The sequence below is a fragment of the Janthinobacterium lividum genome, assembly GCF_011601275.1.
GTDB lineage: Bacteria > Pseudomonadota > Gammaproteobacteria > Burkholderiales > Burkholderiaceae_D > Janthinobacterium > Janthinobacterium lividum_E.
In genome coordinates this window covers 324,322-341,282 of sequence record NZ_JAAOLY010000004.1, presented here as the reverse complement: position 1 = coordinate 341,282, position 16,961 = coordinate 324,322, and the positions used below count along the sequence as shown (strand labels likewise).

Annotated in this window: 14 protein-coding genes; 5 read left to right on the top strand and 9 right to left on the bottom strand. The window is 61.8% G+C overall.

Annotated features, from left to right (window positions below; genetic code table 11):
- Nucleotides 1-15 precede the first annotated feature (15 nt).
- Together lolA and GYK42_RS08855 are read right to left on the bottom strand one after the other, a co-directional pair.
- The gene (gene lolA / locus GYK42_RS08860; protein WP_166447167.1) at nt 16-672 is read right to left on the bottom strand and encodes an outer membrane lipoprotein chaperone LolA; all 657 of its coding nucleotides are present in this window, start codon (nt 670-672) and stop codon (nt 16-18) included.
- Nucleotides 673-677: 5 nt separating this feature from the next.
- On the bottom strand, nt 678-3,038 hold the full coding sequence (locus tag GYK42_RS08855) for a DNA translocase FtsK (protein WP_046682495.1): 2,361 nt from the start codon (nt 3,036-3,038) through the stop codon (nt 678-680).
- A gap of 215 nt (nt 3,039-3,253) precedes the next feature.
- Between GYK42_RS08855 and trxB the strand changes: the two genes are divergently transcribed.
- The 3 genes from trxB (at nt 3,254) to GYK42_RS08840 (ending at nt 5,642) form a co-directional block, all read left to right on the top strand.
- The gene (trxB, locus tag GYK42_RS08850) at nt 3,254-4,207 is read left to right on the top strand and encodes a thioredoxin-disulfide reductase (protein ID WP_034758671.1); all 954 of its coding nucleotides are present in this window, start codon (nt 3,254-3,256) and stop codon (nt 4,205-4,207) included.
- Nucleotides 4,208-4,214: 7 nt separating this feature from the next.
- Nucleotides 4,215-4,889 (top strand): Smr/MutS family protein, encoded by a 675-nt coding sequence (locus GYK42_RS08845; protein WP_166447166.1) that lies wholly within the window; start codon nt 4,215-4,217, stop codon nt 4,887-4,889.
- A gap of 123 nt (nt 4,890-5,012) precedes the next feature.
- Complete coding sequence (locus tag GYK42_RS08840) at nt 5,013-5,642, top strand: trimeric intracellular cation channel family protein (RefSeq protein ID WP_034758680.1); 630 nt, start codon at nt 5,013-5,015, stop codon at nt 5,640-5,642.
- Nucleotides 5,643-5,784: 142 nt separating this feature from the next.
- Here GYK42_RS08840 and GYK42_RS08835 read toward each other — a convergent pair whose 3' ends face one another.
- Nucleotides 5,785-6,123 carry a P-II family nitrogen regulator gene (locus GYK42_RS08835; RefSeq protein WP_034758685.1) on the bottom strand — a complete coding sequence of 113 codons (339 nt, stop codon included), beginning with the start codon at nt 6,121-6,123 and terminating at the stop codon, nt 5,785-5,787.
- Between the two features lie 41 nt (nt 6,124-6,164).
- A complete protein-coding gene (locus GYK42_RS08830; RefSeq protein ID WP_166447165.1) occupies nt 6,165-7,781 on the bottom strand; it encodes an NAD+ synthase in 1,617 nt (538 codons plus the stop codon).
- Nucleotides 7,782-7,872: 91 nt separating this feature from the next.
- Here GYK42_RS08830 and GYK42_RS08825 point away from each other — a divergent pair, with 91 nt between their 5' ends.
- A complete protein-coding gene (locus GYK42_RS08825) occupies nt 7,873-9,006 on the top strand; it encodes a GNAT family N-acetyltransferase (RefSeq protein ID WP_166447214.1) in 1,134 nt (377 codons plus the stop codon).
- Nucleotides 9,007-9,058: 52 nt separating this feature from the next.
- Here the strand turns inward: GYK42_RS08825 and ppa are convergent, their stop codons facing one another.
- The gene (ppa, locus tag GYK42_RS08820; RefSeq protein ID WP_034786159.1) at nt 9,059-9,601 is read right to left on the bottom strand and encodes an inorganic diphosphatase; all 543 of its coding nucleotides are present in this window, start codon (nt 9,599-9,601) and stop codon (nt 9,059-9,061) included.
- A gap of 612 nt (nt 9,602-10,213) precedes the next feature.
- On the opposite strand from ppa, the gene GYK42_RS08815 reads away from it, so the two are divergent.
- Nucleotides 10,214-12,640, top strand: a complete 2,427-nt coding sequence (locus GYK42_RS08815) for a membrane-bound PQQ-dependent dehydrogenase, glucose/quinate/shikimate family (RefSeq protein WP_166447164.1) — start codon at nt 10,214-10,216, stop codon at nt 12,638-12,640.
- 89 nt (nt 12,641-12,729) lie between these two features.
- Here GYK42_RS08815 and GYK42_RS08810 read toward each other — a convergent pair whose 3' ends face one another.
- From GYK42_RS08810 to hemC, 4 genes are read right to left on the bottom strand one after another with little or no spacing between them, the layout of a single operon-like run.
- The gene (locus GYK42_RS08810) at nt 12,730-13,926 is read right to left on the bottom strand and encodes a heme biosynthesis protein HemY (RefSeq protein WP_046682490.1); all 1,197 of its coding nucleotides are present in this window, start codon (nt 13,924-13,926) and stop codon (nt 12,730-12,732) included.
- A 4-nt stretch (nt 13,927-13,930) separates the two neighbouring features.
- Nucleotides 13,931-15,079 carry a uroporphyrinogen-III C-methyltransferase gene (locus GYK42_RS08805; RefSeq protein ID WP_166447163.1) on the bottom strand — a complete coding sequence of 383 codons (1,149 nt, stop codon included), beginning with the start codon at nt 15,077-15,079 and terminating at the stop codon, nt 13,931-13,933.
- Nucleotides 15,076-15,858: a uroporphyrinogen-III synthase gene (locus GYK42_RS08800; RefSeq protein WP_166447162.1), complete on the bottom strand. Its 783-nt coding sequence runs from the start codon at nt 15,856-15,858 to the stop codon at nt 15,076-15,078. The genes GYK42_RS08805 and GYK42_RS08800 overlap by 4 nt, the downstream gene beginning before the upstream one ends.
- The gene (gene hemC, locus GYK42_RS08795) at nt 15,851-16,855 is read right to left on the bottom strand and encodes a hydroxymethylbilane synthase (protein ID WP_166447161.1); all 1,005 of its coding nucleotides are present in this window, start codon (nt 16,853-16,855) and stop codon (nt 15,851-15,853) included. The genes GYK42_RS08800 and hemC overlap by 8 nt, the downstream gene beginning before the upstream one ends.
- Between the last annotated feature and the right edge of the window lie 106 nt (nt 16,856-16,961).

Sequence of the window (16,961 nt, the reverse complement as noted above, 5' to 3'; positions counted from 1 at the left end):
GCAAGACGTCAACAATCAGTTATTAATGACGTCCGCGCCTTTTGGCATCACGAATTTGAAATGGTTCGCGGCCAGCGCAGGATTCTTCTGAAAGTTCTTGAACGCCAGCACCGACGTCTGGCCGAACGAGTCGCGCAATTCCATCGCTTCCGGCACGCCGTTGCGCAGGCCGATGGTGATTTCGTCGAACGTCGTATCCTTGGCTTTCGGTGTCGCTTTCAGCCATTCCAGGCCATCGCGCGTGCCCGCTTCGGCCAGGGTAAAGTTCTTTTCCAGGTCGTTGCTGCCGAACAAAATCGCCGCTGGCGAAGAACCGAGCGCGTCGCCCAGTTTCTTGACCGTCACCTGGCTCAAGTCCTTGTCGTAGATATACAGCTTGTCGCCGTCCGCCTGCAGCAGTTGCTCATACGGCTTCAGATAGGTCCAGATGAACTTGCCCGGACGCGCAAACTCGAACGTGCCGCTGGCCGGCGTGGACACTTTCGCCTTGCCGCTGGCATCCGGCTTCTTGACCTGGCGCTGCACGAACTCGCCCTTGGCCGACTTGGTGCCGGCAGCAAAGCTCTTGAACTGTTCCAGCGCGCTGGCCGAGGCGCTGGCCACGAACAGCAGGCTGCAGGCAACGCTGGCCGCGCCGATCATCATTTTTGCTGCGAAAGTCGTGTTCTTCATTCTGTTTACCCTTGTTCACTACTGGCCGCCGGCACCAGGATTTCCCGGTTGCCATTGGATTGCATGGTTGATACCACCCCGCTCTGCTCCATCTGCTCGAGCAGACGGGCGGCGCGGTTGTAGCCGATGCGCAAATGACGCTGCACCAGCGAAATCGAGGCGCGGCGGTTTTTCAGCACCACCGCCACCGCCTGGTCGTACAGGGCATCGGCCTCGCCGCCACCCTCGCCCGGCGCGCCGCCCTCGGCGCCATCGCCTTCCAGGGTGCCGCCTTCGAGGATGCCCTCGATGTAATTCGGTTCGCCCTGCAGCTTCAGATGGCTGACGACTCTGTGGACTTCTTCATCGGACACGAACGCACCGTGCACGCGCATCGGCAAGCCTGTGCCGGGCGGCATGTACAGCATGTCGCCCATGCCCAGCAGGGTTTCCGCGCCCATCTGGTCAAGAATGGTGCGCGAGTCGATCTTCGACGAGACCTGGAAGGCGATACGCGTCGGGATGTTCGCCTTGATCAAGCCCGTGATCACGTCTACAGATGGGCGCTGCGTGGCCAGAATCAAGTGCAAGCCGGCGGCACGCGCCTTTTGGGCGATACGCGCGATCAATTCCTCGACTTTCTTACCCACCACCATCATCAGGTCGGCCAGTTCGTCGATGATGATGACGATGGTCGGCAGTTTTTCCAGCGGCTCCGGCGAGTCCGGAGTCAAGCTGAACGGATTCGGGATGTGCTCTTCACGCTTTTTCGCGTCGGCAATCTTGGCGTTGTAGCCGGCCAGGTTACGCACGCCCATCTTGCTCATCAGCTTGTAACGGCGTTCCATCTCGTTGACGGCCCAGTTCAGCGCATGGCCGGCCTGGCGCATGTCGGTCACGACGGGCGCCAGCAAATGCGGAATGCCTTCGTAGACGGACATTTCCAGCATCTTCGGATCGATCAGGATCAAACGCACGTCGAGCGGATCGGATTTGTACAGCAGCGACAGAATCGTCGCATTGATGCCGACCGACTTACCGGAGCCGGTGGTACCGGCCACCAGCAAGTGGGGCATCTTCGCCAGATCGGCCACGACGGGCTTGCCCGCGATATCCTTGCCCAGCGCAATCGTCAGGCTCGATACGCCATCGTTGTAGACCTTAGAGCCGAGGATTTCCGTCAGGCGCACGATCTGGCGCTTGCTGTTCGGCAGCTCCAGCGCCATGTAATTCTTGCCAGGAATGGTTTCCACCACGCGGATGGAAGTCAAGGACAGCGAACGGGCCAGGTCGCGCGCCAGGCCGACGATCTGGCTGCCCTTCACGCCCGTGGCCGGCTCGATTTCATAGCGCGTGACGACGGGGCCGGGGTAAGCGGCCACTACCTTGGCATCCACGCCAAAGTCCGACAATTTCTTTTCGATCAGGCGGCTCGTAAATTCCAGGGTTTCCACGGACACCGTTTCCACCACGGGCGGCGCTTCATCGAGCAGCGACAGCGGCGGCAGCTTGCCATCGCCCAGGTTCTCGAACAGATGGGCCTGGCGTTCCTTTTCCACGCGCTCCGATTTCACCACGGTCACGACCTGCGGCTCGATCTTCACGGGCGGCGCGGCCACATGTTTCTCTACATGTTTGGCCCGCTCGATGACCACCACTTCGTCGCGGCGCACGGCGGCCACTTCGCCCTGGCGGCGGTCTTCACGGTCCTGGTAGCGCAGCACGAACCAGTTGAAGGCGTCTTCGATGGCGCCGCCGATGCGTTCGGCCACTTGCAGCCAGGACACATGAAAGAACAGGCTGAAACCCAGGCCGAACAGCAGCAACAGCAGCAAGGTGGCGCCAGTAAAACCAAAGGCCACGTGGGCCGAATGTCCCACCAGCTGGCCCAGCACGCCACCCGGATCGCGCGGCAGCTGCACGTGCAGGCTTTTTGCCATGCGCAGGAATTCGAGGCCCATGCTGCCGATCAGCATGATGGAGAAGCCGACGATACGGATCAGCATCTCGACATGGTGTTCGCGCTCCACCTCTTCCTCTTCCAGCAGGAAGCGCTTGCTCAGGCGGCGATAGCCATGCCACACCGTGCGCAGCAGCCACACGCACCACCACCAGGCGGAAAAGCCGAAGATATACAGCAACAGATCGGAGAAGGTCGCGCCGAGCTTGCCGCCCAGGTTGGCCACCTTGTCGACGTTGGTGGCGTGCGACCAGCCGGGATCTAGCTTGTTGAAGCTGGCCAGGATCAGCACGAAATACAAGGCAAACGCGGCCAGCGCGAACCAGCGCGCCTCGGACAGCAACCGCACCAGCCGGTTGGGCAGGGGCCGGCGTTCGACCGGTTTTCGGGTGTAGCTATTTTGATTGGCCTGGGCTGGTTTAGTCATTCTGGGAAGCGCTGCAAGGTGAAAAATGTTTCTGAAAGGGAATTTCCCATAATAAGGAAGTATTCTAAGCCATATATGCCCCGGACGGCCCCACGATTCGTCGCTACAGGCGGCTTGGTCTATAATCGTGGATTGATTGCGCAAGCGCAATACGCCCTTGTTCTTCGCGCGTATGCCCCCAATTCGGATAGACCCCACTCATAGAGAAGCTTCCCATGACCACTACCAAACACGCCCGCGTTTTGATCCTCGGCTCCGGCCCAGCCGGCTACAGCGCCGCCGTCTACGCCGCCCGCGCCAACCTGAACCCGATGCTGGTCACCGGCGTGGAACAAGGCGGCCAGTTGATGACCACCACCGACGTGGAAAACTGGCCCGGCGACCCGATGGGCGTGCAAGGCCCGGACCTGATGCAGCGCTTGCTGCAGCACGCCGAGCGTTTCAATACAGAAATCGTGTTTGACCACATCCACACCACGTTCCTCAATGAAAAGCCGATCCGCCTGAAGGGCGACAGCCACGAATACACGTGCGACACCCTGATCATCGCCACGGGCGCGTCAGCGCAATACCTGGGCTTGCCATCGGAAGCGGAATTCATGGGCAAGGGCGTGTCCGCCTGCGCCACCTGCGATGGCTTCTTCTACCGCAACCAGGAAGTGGCCGTCGTCGGCGGCGGCAACACGGCCGTCGAAGAAGCGCTGTACCTGTCGAACATCGCCAATAAAGTCACGCTGATCCACCGCCGCGACAAGTTCCGCGCGGAAGCGATTTTGATCGACCGCCTGAACGCCAAGGTTGCCGAAGGCAAGATTGTGTTGAAATATAACCACACTCTGGACGAAGTAACGGGCAACGAAGGCGGCGTGACGGGTCTGAACATCAAGTCGACCATCGACGGCAAGGTCGAAGCGCTCTCCGTGCATGGCGTCTTCATCGCCATCGGCCACAAGCCGAACACGGGTATCTTCGAAGGCCAGCTGGACATGCACAACGGCTACATCAAGACCAAGACGGGTCTGGAAGGCATGGCCACCGCCACCAGCGCACCGGGCGTGTTCGCCGCCGGCGACGTGCAGGACCATATCTACCGCCAGGCCATCACCAGCGCCGGCACGGGTTGCATGGCAGCACTGGACGCCCAGCGCTACCTGGAAGGCCAGGAGTAAGCGTCGCATGGCGTCGATGAAAGACTTTGCCGACCTGAAAGCGGTCAGCAAGCAGATCAAGGAGCAGGCGGATGCGCGCGCCCAAGCTGAAGCGGAGCGCGCCAAGCAGGTCAAGGTGCAGGCCGTGGAGAGCAATCTGTTCAAGGCCAGCATCGGCGGCGTCAAGCGCTTGCCCGAGTCGGACCGCTACGTGCCCAGCCTGCCCAAGGCGGGCGCGGTCAGCGCCCAGCAGACGGCGCGCAAGTTGTCCCCGGAAGAGGACGATGCGGCCGTGCTGCGCGAATCGCTGTCGGACTTGTTCGAGGTCGACCATTACCTGGAAAACGATCCGGCCCTGAACTACGCCCGCCCCGGCGTGGGGACGGACGTGGTGAAGAAGATGCGCAAGGGCCACTGGCCCGTGCAGGATGAGCTGGACTTGCACGGCTTGCGCCGCGACGAGGCGCGCGACGGCATCGGCGCCTTCCTGAACCAGGCGACAAGGCGCAAGCTGCGCTGCGTGCGCGTGATCCACGGCAAGGGTTTTGGCTCGAAAGGCCAGGAACCGGTCTTGAAATCGATGGTGCACAGCTGGCTCGTGCAAAAGGATGAAGTCATCGCCTTTTGCCAGGCGCGCCGCTCCGAAGGGGGCGATGGCGCCCTCGTCGTATTGCTTTCTTCAGCCCTGCAGCCCATCCGCTGAGCACCGCGGCAAGAAATCACAATTCAGTAACAAGTTAGCTCTCGCACACGGCCCCGTTTGTCACCATTCGGGGCCGTGTCATGTTAACCTGTGACAATTATTTCCTGCTCAAGCGCTCCACCCATGATGCCACCCCAACTGCCGCCTGGCTCGCTGATCAAGATCATTGAGGTCATCGCCATCCTGGTGGGCGCGTTTTCCGGCTTCATCGAAGCGCGCCGCAAGCGCATGGACCTGGTCGGCGTGTTCGTCGTGGCCTTCATCACGGCCTTCGGCGGGGGCACTTTGCGCGACATCCTGCTCGACAAGCGGCCTTTGTTCTGGGTCTCGCACCAGGAATACGCGATTCTCATCTTCGTGCTGGCCCTGACGGCCGCGCCCTTGATCCAGCACTTGCGCCAGATCGTCTCGGAACGCCTGATCGTCATTGCCGACGCCATCGGCCTGGGCATGTTCGCCATCGCGGGCGTGGCCGAAGCGACGCGCGCCGGCATGCCGCTCTTCATCGCATCGATGATGGGGGTGATCACGGGGATTTTTGGCGGCGTGATGCGCGACATCGTCTGCAACGAAGTGCCGATGGTGTTTCGCGACGGCAAACCGTACGCCATCTGCGCGTTTTTCGGCTGCTGGGCTTATCTGCTGCAGATGCACTTCGGCGCCGAGCACGACTTCGCGCTGTGGACCAGCGCCAGCGGCATCACGATTCTGCGCCTGATATGCTGGAAATTCGACATGCGCCTGGGGCGCTGATGCGCCAACCGGCAACGTTGTTGGCGGCGCATATCGGCTTACGCGCTGGCGCGCTAAGCCGAGCTACGGCATGACACACATTGCCACGGGTAGGTCGGATTAGGTCCGCAGGACCGTAATCCGACAACATTGTTGGCCAGACTTACACCGCGTCCGGACCCGTCTCACCGGTACGGATGCGTATCACCTGCTCCACGTCGCGCACGAAAATCTTGCCATCGCCGATCTTGCCCGTGCGGGCTGCCTTGATGATGGCGTCGACCACCAGTTCCGACACGCTGTCGTCCACCACCACTTCCACTTTAACCTTCGGCAAGAAGTCGACCACGTACTCGGCGCCACGGTACAGCTCGGTATGGCCTTTCTGGCGGCCAAAGCCCTTCACTTCCGTCACGGTCAAGCCCGTCACGTTCACGTCGGCCAAGGCCTCGCGTACTTCGTCGAGCTTGAATGGTTTGATGATGGCGGTAATCTGTTTCATGGCTACTCCTTAAAATTGTTGGATTGTGGACAGATGGCTGTTTATTCGTAGAATTTCGACGTAATCGGATAACGCCAGTCGCGGCCGAAGCCACGGTGCGTGACGCGGATGCCCACCGGCGACTGGCGCCGCTTGTATTCATTGATCTTGATCAGGCGCGTGACCCGGGCCACATCAGCCGGCGGGTAGCCAGCCTCGATAATCTCGGCGATCGGCCGGTTTTCTTCCATGTACAGCTGCATGATGCCGTCGAGCACGTCGTATGGCGGCAAGGAATCCTGGTCCAGCTGGTCGGCGCGCAATTCGGCCGACGGTCCGCGCGTCAGGATACGCTCGGGAATCACGTCCGACACACTGTTGCGCCAGGCGCACAAACGGTACACGAGCGTCTTGGCGATATCCTTGATCACGGCAAAGCCACCCGCCATGTCGCCGTACAGGGTGCAATAACCAACCGCCATCTCGCTCTTGTTGCCCGTCGTCAGCACGATGCTGCCATGCTTGTTCGACAGGGCCATCAGCAAGGTGCCGCGGATGCGCGCCTGAATGTTCTCTTCCGTCGCGTCTTCCGCCAGTCCGGCGAACTCGTCAGCCAGGGTGGCGCGGAAGGCATCGAAGGTTTGCTTGATCGGAATTTCATCGTAGCGCACATTGAGACGTTTTACCATGTCGCGCGAATCGATCCACGAGATATCGGCCGTAAATTGCGACGGCATCATGACGGCGCGCACCTGGTCGGCGCCCAGCGCATCGACGGCAATCGCCAGGGTCAGGGCGGAATCGACGCCGCCCGACATGCCGATCAGCACGCCAGGGAAACCGTTCTTGACTATATAGTCGCGCACGCCCAGCACCAGCGCCTGATACACCTGCGCTTCCGTCGTCAATGGCGCGGCCAGCGGCTGCGGCACGGGCGTGGCGCCGTCGAAGTCGACCAGCTGCAAGTCTTCCTCGAAGTGGCGCAACTGGGCGCAAATCGTGCCGGCCGCATCCATGACGAAGGAATCGCCATCGAAAATCAGCTCATCCTGGCCGCCGACCAGGTTGGCGTAGACCAGGGCCATGCCTTGCGCACTGACATTCCTGCGCATGGTTTCATAGCGCAGATGCTGCTTGTTCATGTGGTAGGGCGAGCCGTTCGGCACCAGCAGCACTTGCGCGCCGGCCGCGCGGGCGCGCGCCGGCGCATGCTCGAACCACGTGTCTTCGCAGATATTGATGCCGAAACGCACGCCCTTCACGCCAAACACGAAAGCCTGGTCCGACGACGTAAAGTAACGCTTTTCATCGAACACGGTGGTGTTCGGCAAATCATGCTTGCGGTAGGTGCCCAGCACTTCGCCATTGAGCAACACGGAAGCGGCGTTGTGGCGCACACCCTTCTCGTCTTGCAGGGGCAAGCCCACCACCACGTGCAAATCCTTGAACTGGGCCAGGTCGGCAGCCAGTCCCGCAAACGCTTCCTGCGTTTTTGCGTAGAATGCATTGCGCAGTAATAAGTCCTCGGGTGGATAGCCGACCAGCGACAGTTCCGGCGTGAGCACGATATCGGCGCCCGCTTTAAAGGCGCGGCGGGAAAGGTCGAAGATCTTGGCACGGTTGCCGGCCAGATCGCCGACCGTACTATTCATTTGAGCAATTGCGACTTTGACTGTCATGATGATGATGGATATTTTCGTTCTATTAAACAAGACAGGGGCGCGCAGGCCGGTGGCGGCGCCCCGAGAGTGATGAATGCACACTACAACAATGAATTATCGCACGGCTATCGTCACTACCCTGGCTGAAATTGGCGAAGCGGCCTGGTCTGAACTGCTGGCCAGCCAGGCGGACGCCAATCCCTTCCTTTCCTACGCCTTTTTGCACGCGCTGCACGAGTCCGGCTGCGCCAGCGCGGACACGGGCTGGCAGCCGAATTACCTGGTGCTGTGGCAAGGCGATGTGCTGGCCGCCGCCCTGCCCCTGTACCTCAAAATGCACTCGTATGGCGAATACGTGTTCGACTGGGCCTGGGCCGACGCCTATCGGCAGCATGGCCTGGAATACTACCCGAAACTGCTGTCCGCGATTCCATTCACGCCTGTGAGCGGCGCGCGCCTGCTGGCCCGCGATGGCGAGGCGCGCGCCGCCCTGCTGGCCTTTCTTCAAGCCCAGCAGCAAGGGGCCGACGTGTCGTCCTGCCACATCCTTTTCCCGCCGGAAAGCGAGGCGCGCCAGCTGGAGGAAGCTGGCTATCTGATGCGTAGTGGCGTGCAGTTTCACTGGCTCAATCCCGGCTACTCGGATTTCGAACAATTCCTCGCCACCCTGGAACACAAGAAGCGCAAGAATATCCGCGCCGAGCGGCGCAAGGTGCGGGAAGCGGGCGTCACCATGCGCCAGGTACGCGGAACGGAGGCCACGGACGCGGACTGGAAACTGTTCCACCGCTGCTACAGCAATACCTATGCGGAACACCGCTCCTCGCCCTATCTGTCGCTGGACTTCTTCCGGCGCATAGCCGCCAGCATGCCGCAGAACATTCTCCTGGTAATCGCCGAACGTGAAGGCCGGGCCATTGCCACGTCGCTGGTGATCCACACGGCTGAGACTTTATATGGCCGCTACTGGGGCGCGCTCGAACACGTGCCCTGTCTGCATTTCGAGACGGCGTACTACCAGCCGCTGGAATTTTGCATCGCCAATAGCATCGCCACCTTCGAAGGGGGCGCCCAGGGCGAGCACAAGATGGCGCGCGGCTTCCTGCCGCAAAAGACGTGGTCCGCCCACTGGCTGGCGCACCCGGCCTTTGCGGACGCCGTGCAGCGCTTCCTCGAACGAGAACGGGGCGGCATCGACGCCTATCTCGATGAATTGAACGAACACAGTCCGTTTCGCGCATAAAAAAACGCTCCCGGCCATGACTGGCGGGGAGCGTTTTTCTTACTCGGTGTTCTTAGGCTTTGGCAGCGTCGGTCTTGAAGGCGGCAACGCCGTTCAGGATTTCTTCCTTGGCCACTTCCGGGCCATACCAGCCGTCGATCTTGACCCATTTGCCTTTTTCCAGATCTTTGTAGTGCTCGAAGAAATGCTGGATCTGGCGCAAGCGCAGTTCGTTCAAGTCTTCCGGCTTTTGCCAGTGGCTGTAGATCGACAGGACCTTGTCGACTGGCACGGCCAGCACTTTCGCGTCTTCGCCCGACTCGTCGGTCATTTTCAGCACGCCGATAGGACGGCAGCGCACGACCACGCCAGGGATCAGCGGGAACGGGGTGATGACCAGCACGTCAACCGGGTCGCCGTCCGGCGACAGGGTGTTCGGCACGTAGCCGTAGTTGCACGGGTAATGCATGGCGGTACCCATGAAGCGATCGACGAAGATCGCGCCGCTTTCCTTGTCGACTTCGTACTTGATCGGATCGGCATTCATCGGGATTTCGATGACGACGTTGAAATCGTTCGGCAGGTCGCGGCCGGAAGAGACGTTATTCAAACTCATGGGGTTCCTCATTAGCGGGTGGTGTTTTAACCGCGCAATTATAGCGAAGTACAGGCCGCTTGTGCGATGCAGCAGCAGCCCGCCGGCGTTTTGCGCGTCCTGCCAGCAACAGTGGCGCGCCCCGTCCGCCGAACCCCAGAGCCTGCCACCGGGAGTTTAAACAGGCTACCAAAAATAATAAGTAGAAACACTTAAGCATTACTACGGTCAGTCCCGAGTTAATACCGTCAATATCAACCTATTTTCATTTCAATATCACCATGCGGTAAACATGGTTATTATATTTTATATTGCATTTTATGCAGCCACTTATAACAACGATTTTAATTTCATTATCCCCACGATACGGGTACATGAAGACGCAGCCGCTTCAATACCTCATTCCAGCCCTGGAACGCCCTCTTCCAGCATAATATTTGCGCTTATTTGAAACATTTATTTATTCAAATGGCGAACCTTCCAAAAAATGGCACGACCAGAAGACAATCATCAATTCTGATAAACTGTCACATTCTGGTGTTTCCAAAACTTCGCATACTCTGCAAACAAAGCCTTCGCTAGATTCAATATGGCGCTTCCACGCGCCACCGATAAATCCTTGCAAAAAGGAATATGATGATTCCCTCTTTCCGGTCCGGGCCTTTATTAAAGGTCACCGGCGTTATTTTCATTCTGTTTGGCCTCGCCCTGCTGGGCGGCGGCATCTGGCTGGCCACGCTTGGCGGATCCTGGTACTACCTGTTGGCCGGTATCGGCATGCTCGTTGCCGGCGCGCTGGTGTTCCAGGGCAAGCGCAGCGCGCAACCGTTCATGGCGCTGCTGCTGCTCGCCACCCTCATCTGGTCCGTCATTGAAGTCAAATTCGACTGGTGGCAATTGCTGCCGCGCCTCGACATCTGGTTTGCCGCCGCCGTCTGGCTGCTGCTGCCCTTCGTCAGCCGCCGCCTGGCGCCAGCCGCCGCGGCGAAACAGGGACAAGCGGGCAAGACGGCGCTCTCCGCCGCCGTGGCCCTGACCGTCATCGCCGGCGTCATCGCCCTGTTCCAGGACTACCATGACCTGCATGGCGACGTGCCGGCCGAAAACATGGCCGCCACCGCCACCGGCGACCTGGCGCCCGGCGTCGAGCACAATGACTGGTCCGCGTATGGCCGCTCCGGCTATGGCGACCGCTATGCCCCTGCCGCGCAGATCACGCCAGCCAATATTTCTGGCCTGAAAGAAGCCTGGACGTATCATACGGGCGACTTCAAGGGACCGAACGACCCGGGCGAGATCGCCAACGAAGTGACGCCGCTGAAGGTCAATGACATGCTGTATTTGTGCACGCCGCACAATATCGTCATCGCCCTGAACCCGGATACGGGCAAGGAAATCTGGCGCCACGATCCGAAGATCAACCGCGACGCAGCCAGCTATCAGCACATGATCTGCCGCGGCGTGGCGTACTGGGACGTCAACGCGGGCCGCGCGAAGAACAACCCGGCCCCCGAAGCTGCCGGCATGGAATGCCCGCGCCGCATCCTCGCGCCGACCATGGACGGCACCATGATCGCCGTCAATGCCGATACGGGCGAGTCGTGCAAGAGCTTTGGCAACAACGGCGTCGTCAATCTGTATAAAAACATGGCCATGATCAAGCGGGGCTTTTTGATGCCGACCTCGCCGCCGGCCGTATCGCAGAAAATGGCCGTGATCGCCGCCAGCGTGACGGACAACCATTCGACGGAAGAGCCGTCGGGCGTGGTCCGCGGCTACGATCCCGTCACCGGCAAGCTGATGTGGAACTGGGACCCGGCCACGCCGGAAGACACGCAGCCCTTCCCTGAAGGCAAGAACTACACCAACAACTCGCCCAATTCCTGGGGCGTGGCCAGCATCGATGAAAAGCTGGGCATGGTGTACATCCCGATGGGCAATGAAACTCCCGACACCTGGGGCGGCAACCGCAACAAGAATGGCGAGAAATTCAACAGCGCCATCGTCGCGCTGGACCTGGCAACAGGTAAAGTGCGCTGGGTCTACCAGACCGTGCACCACGATATCTGGGACATGGATATCGGCGGCCAGCCGAGCCTCGTCGACATCGATACGCCGAAAGGCAAAGTGCCGTCCGTGGTCGCCACAACGAAACGCGGCGACATCTATGTGATCGACCGCCGCGACGGCACCCTGGTCGTGCCGGCGCCGGAAAAACCCGTACCGACGAGCAATCCTGCCGCGGGCGATACCCTGTCGCCCACGCAGCCGTTCTCGGCCCTGACCTTCCTGCCTGAGCGCAATATCAGCGAAGCGGACATGTGGGGCACGACGCCGTTCGACCAGCTCGCTTGCCGCATCATCTTCAAGGAACGCCGCTACGAAGGCCCGTTCACGCCGCAAACGGCCGGCAAGGGCGCCGTCATTTCCCCGGGCCCATTGGGTATCTTCGAATGGGGCGGCGCGGCCATCGATCCTGTGCGCCAGTTGTTGATCGTCAACCCCGACTACATGGGCTTCCTGGAAAAACTCGTGCCGCGCGCGGAAACGACGGCCAAGGGCGGCACGGGCGGCGAAATGGGCTTGCAGCCGCAGACGGGCGTCCCGTTCGCCGTGGAAATCAAGGCATTCCTGTCGCCGCTGGGCTTCCCATGCCAGGCACCGCCGTGGGGCTATGTGGCCGCCGTCGACCTGCGCACGATGAAAAAAGTGTGGATGCACAAGAACGGCACCACGCGCGACAGCGGCCCCGTGCCGATTGCCTTGCCACTGGGCGTCCCTAGCTTGGGCGGCATGGTCACCACGGGTGGCGGCGTGACCTTCCTCAGCAGCACGCTCGACTACTACATCCGTGGCTACGATGTCAGCAACGGTAAAGTGATCTGGAAAGCCCGCCTGCCAGCTGGCGGCCAGGCTACGCCGATGAGCTATGTGTCGAACAAGTCTGGACGCCAGTTCGTCGTCGTCATGGCCGGCGGCCACGGTTCGCTGGGCACGAAGATGAGCGACACCCTGGTCGCATATGCCTTGCCGGAAGGCACTGCCGCAGCGAAGAAGTAAAGCTCGAAGAAGTAAAGTAGCAAGCTAGCAGCGCAAAAAAAAGCCGTTCAGTCTGCACTGAACGGCTTTTTTACGTCTGGAGAAACAGCTTACAGGATGGTCGCCAAAGCGCACTGCCGGTAATGCGCGGCGGCCTGTTCCGTCTGCTGCAAGGCGTCGTGCATCTGCGCCAGCTTCAGGTGGGCGTCGCGCACCATCTGCGGCTCGTTCGCGTCCGACAAGGCCTGTTCCAGGTGACGCTGGGCCTTGCCCCACAGTTTTTGCTTCAGGCACAAGGTGCCCAGGGTCAGCGCCAGTTCCGCGTCCAGTGGACGCTGTTTCATCCATTGCTCGCAATGCTCGATCTGCAGCAGCAGGGCCGGCGTGCCGCTCGGCGCCGCCGCTTCGCGGTAGGCGCGCACGACTCTCTCGTCCCAGTCGGCGGCCAGCGACTCTTCGCACACGAGGCGCGCTTCATCGTGCAGGCCGCGCGCATTCAGGGCCGTGGCGGCGCGGCAGGCGATATACGGCTTGACCCGATCGCTGCTCGGCACGGTGGACCACACGCGCATCAACGATTCCGCGTCATGCGATTGGTCGGACAGCAAATGGTCGTAGGCCAGTTCGCGCAGGCGCGACGACAGGGCCGGATGCAGGGCGCGGTGCTTGTCGAGCGAACGCACGAGGCGCAGCACTTCCGGCCAGTTCTTCGCCTGCTGCTCGGCCTTGAGCGACCATTGCAGCGCGTGGATATGGCGCGTACCGCTGGCATTGAGTTCGCGCACGGCGGCCAGAGCCGCCTCCGGCTGGTGGTCGTCGACCAGCAATTCCGTCACCGTCATCAAACGGGCCGTCTTCAGGCTGGCGTCGCCTTCGACGCGGGACAGCCAGCTGTCGCGGCGTTCGGACTGGCGCATGCGGTGCGCGGCGCGCGCGCCGATCAGCGCGGCCAGGCCGGCGTTTTCTTCCAGCTCGGCAGCGCGCAGGGCGGCCTTCTCGGCATGGCCGAAACGGCCTTCGAACAGGGCTTTCAAGGCTTCGCGCAAACCCTTGTTGCCGTCGCGTTCACGCTTGCGCTGGCGATAGGCCGCCACTTGCGCCGGCATGCGCACGGTGGCGCGCACGGCGCGCACCAGCAGGTACAGCAGCACGAACAGCACGACCTGCAGCAGCAGGAAGAAGTTCAGCGACAAATCGATGCGATAAGGCGGATAGAACAGCACCACGTTGCCGGGATTGAAACGGGCCGTCACGGCGATACCGATCGCCGCGGCCATCAGGGCGAGTAACCAGAGAAATAGACGCATGGGCTCAGGACTTCGCTTTGTAGTTGCGCACAGCCGTCAGGCTGTCGGACAAGGTTGGCATTTCGATGGCCAGGTTGCTGCCCTGCACCTGGCGCAGCAGCGCTTGCGCCGTCTGCGTGCTCTTGGCGCGGGTGTCGAAATACTTGGCCAGCGCATCCTGCGCAGCGATCAAGTCGTTGCGGAAAGCCGTTTCATTGCGCGACAACAAGGCCATGCGGGCATTGAGCAGGCGCAGCTTGACGTTTTCGCGCAAGAAATACGATTGCGTCGGCGACAGCATCAGCGCTTCCGGCGTATCGACGCGGCGGATGCGTATCAACTGGCGCACGTCGGCCCACATGTCGCCGCTCCAGGTATTGAAGCCGTCGCGCACTTTTTGCAGCATCGGTTCCGGCGCAGGCGGGCCCACCAGCTTGCCGGCGGCATCGCGCACGGCCTTAGCCTTGCCCGGTTTTTCCGGCGCGGCCGGCAAGGCCGGCGTTTCGTCGGACAGCATCGGCAGGGAGTCGATCTGGGCGATCACGGCGTCGAGGCGTAGGGCCACGCCCGTCGAATCGACACTGGGCAGGGCCTTGAGTTTTTCCATGTCGCGCCCGATGGCGCGGCGGATGGTGATGAATTGCGGCTTGTCGGAACGCGACAGGCTGCGGTCCGCGTTTTGCAGGGCGATCAGCGCGCCGGGCACGTTGCCGGCCAGTTGCAGCTGCTGGCTGGCCGTCGACAGCACTTGCTCGATTTCCGTCAGCGCCCACTCGTCGCGATTCTTCGACAAGTCGTTATACAGTTGTTCCAGGGCCAGCTGCTGGCTTTGCGTTTCGCTCTGGCGGTTTTCCAGCGCGCCCACCTTGATTTCCAGCTCTTTCGTGCCTTCTTGCACGTTGCGCGCCAGCACGCCCGTTTCGGCGTTGCTGACATCGCCCTTTTGCAGGCGCTTGGCGACTTCTTCGCGCAGGTTGCGGATCTGCTTGCTGGACGACCAGCTTTGCGCAGCCAGCAGCACGGCCAGCACGATGACGGCGATGCTCATGGGCTTTTGCAGCTGTTCCAGCAAGGTCGGCGCGCGGCCGGCAGGTTGGTCGGCCGCCTGCGGCGCCGTCTTCACGGCGCTGCCAGGCGTTGCATTCGGTTCGGAGAGTGTAGGCATTTCGTTCATGGTCGTGATTGTAACGCGGCGAGCACTCCTGCGTCGCCTGATCCTGTCAGGGTGACACGGGCAAAACCCAGGGCCGCCGCCGTTTGCGCAATGCGGGCGTGCGGCACGATCAGATGCTGCTGTTGCATTTTCACAACAGCCGTCTTTTCAGCATCCATTTCGCCCAGCAGCGCCAGCAAACCGCGCAGCGCTTCCGAGCTGGTAATGATCCAGTCATTATTATGCTGCAACAGGTTTTCCAGGGTCGCCCGCAAGGCCGGCGTCAGCGTTGGCACCTTGCGGCGGTAGGCAGTGACGAACTCGACTTCGGCGCCGGCCGCGCGCAAGCCGTCGGCCAGGTAATCGCGTCCACCATCACCGCGCACGATCAGCACGCGCTTGCCGCGCAAGGCCGGCAAGTCCAGCGCCAGCAATAAATGTTCGGAATCGCTGCGCGCCGTGTCAAACGGACTGGTGATGGTAGCGTTGGCGTCCGTGACGCCATGCGCGGCCAGGGCCATCCGGCTGCCCTCGCCCACCACGGCCAGCGGCACACCTGGCGGCCAGGCGGACAAATGCGCAAAGACGCAGTCGATGGCGTTGGGCGAAACGAAGGCCACCAGGTCAAACTTGCGCAGGCGCGCCAGCACGGCCTGCAAGTGCGCGCATTCGTCCGCGCCGTCAAGCGCGTGGATTTCCAGCAGCGGCAGCAGTTGCACGGGCAAGCCCAGCGCCGCGATGTGGGCGGCCAGCGGCCCCGCTTGCGCCGCGGGCCGCGTGATCACCACGGTGTCAGGCATGCGGCGCCAGGCCTTCATGGTTGTCGGGCGTGACGGCGCACGAGGCGAGGATGCCGGCGGCGTCTTGCCCGCGCAACAGTTCGGCCACTTGCTCGCCCAGCAGTTCGGGCGCGGCCGCCGGGCCACTGACGTCGGCACTGGCCATGCGCGCGCCATCCGGCGTGGCGACCATGGCGCGCAAGCGCATCTGTTCGCCCTCGACGGTGGCGAACGCGGCCAGCGGGATCTGGCAGCTGCCGCCGAAAATCTTCGATACCTTGCGCTCGGCCGTGACGGCTTGCGCCGTGGCCGCGTGGTTCAGCGGCGCCAGCAGACGCACGAGGTCGGCACCGTCCGCGCGGCCGCTGCGGATCTCGATCGCCATGGCGCCCTGGCCTGCGGCCGGCAGGCTGTCTTCCGGCGCCAGCACGGCGCGGATGCGCGACGCCAGGCCCAGGCGTTTCAGGCCGGCGGCGGCCAGGATGATGGCGGCGTAATCGCCACGGTCGAGCTTGCCCAAACGCGTATCGAGGTTGCCGCGCAAGGGCAGGATTGTCAGGTGTGGATAACGGGCGGCGATCAGCGACTGGCGGCGCAGGCTGCTGGTGCCGACGACGGCGCCATGCGGCAGATCGGCCAGGCTGGCGTAATCGTTCGACACGAACGCGTCGCGCGGGTCTTCGCGCTCGAGGATGGCGGCCAGGGCAAAGCCTTGCGGCAACTCCATCGGCACATCCTTGAGCGAATGCACGGCCAGGTCGGCGCGGCCTTCTTCCATCGCCACTTCCAGCTCCTTGACGAACAGGCCCTTGCCGCCTACCTTGGACAAGGCGCGGTCCAGAATCTGGTCGCCGCGTGTGGTCATGCCGAGAATTTCAACGCTACACTGCGGATACAGGGCGGCCAGACGCGCACGCACGTGTTCAGCTTGCCACATGGCAAGACGGCTCTCGCGCGTGGCGATCACCAGGCGGGCAGGAATATTCAATTCGTTCGGGGTCAATTCGGATGCTTTCAAAACAAGTTCTTTCGCTGTGGCTGTCGTTGTCATTATCGTTGCCAATTCGCCCGTCCGATATCAATTTGTATCGGAATGGTGCCCGGCGTCGCTATAATCGTTATCC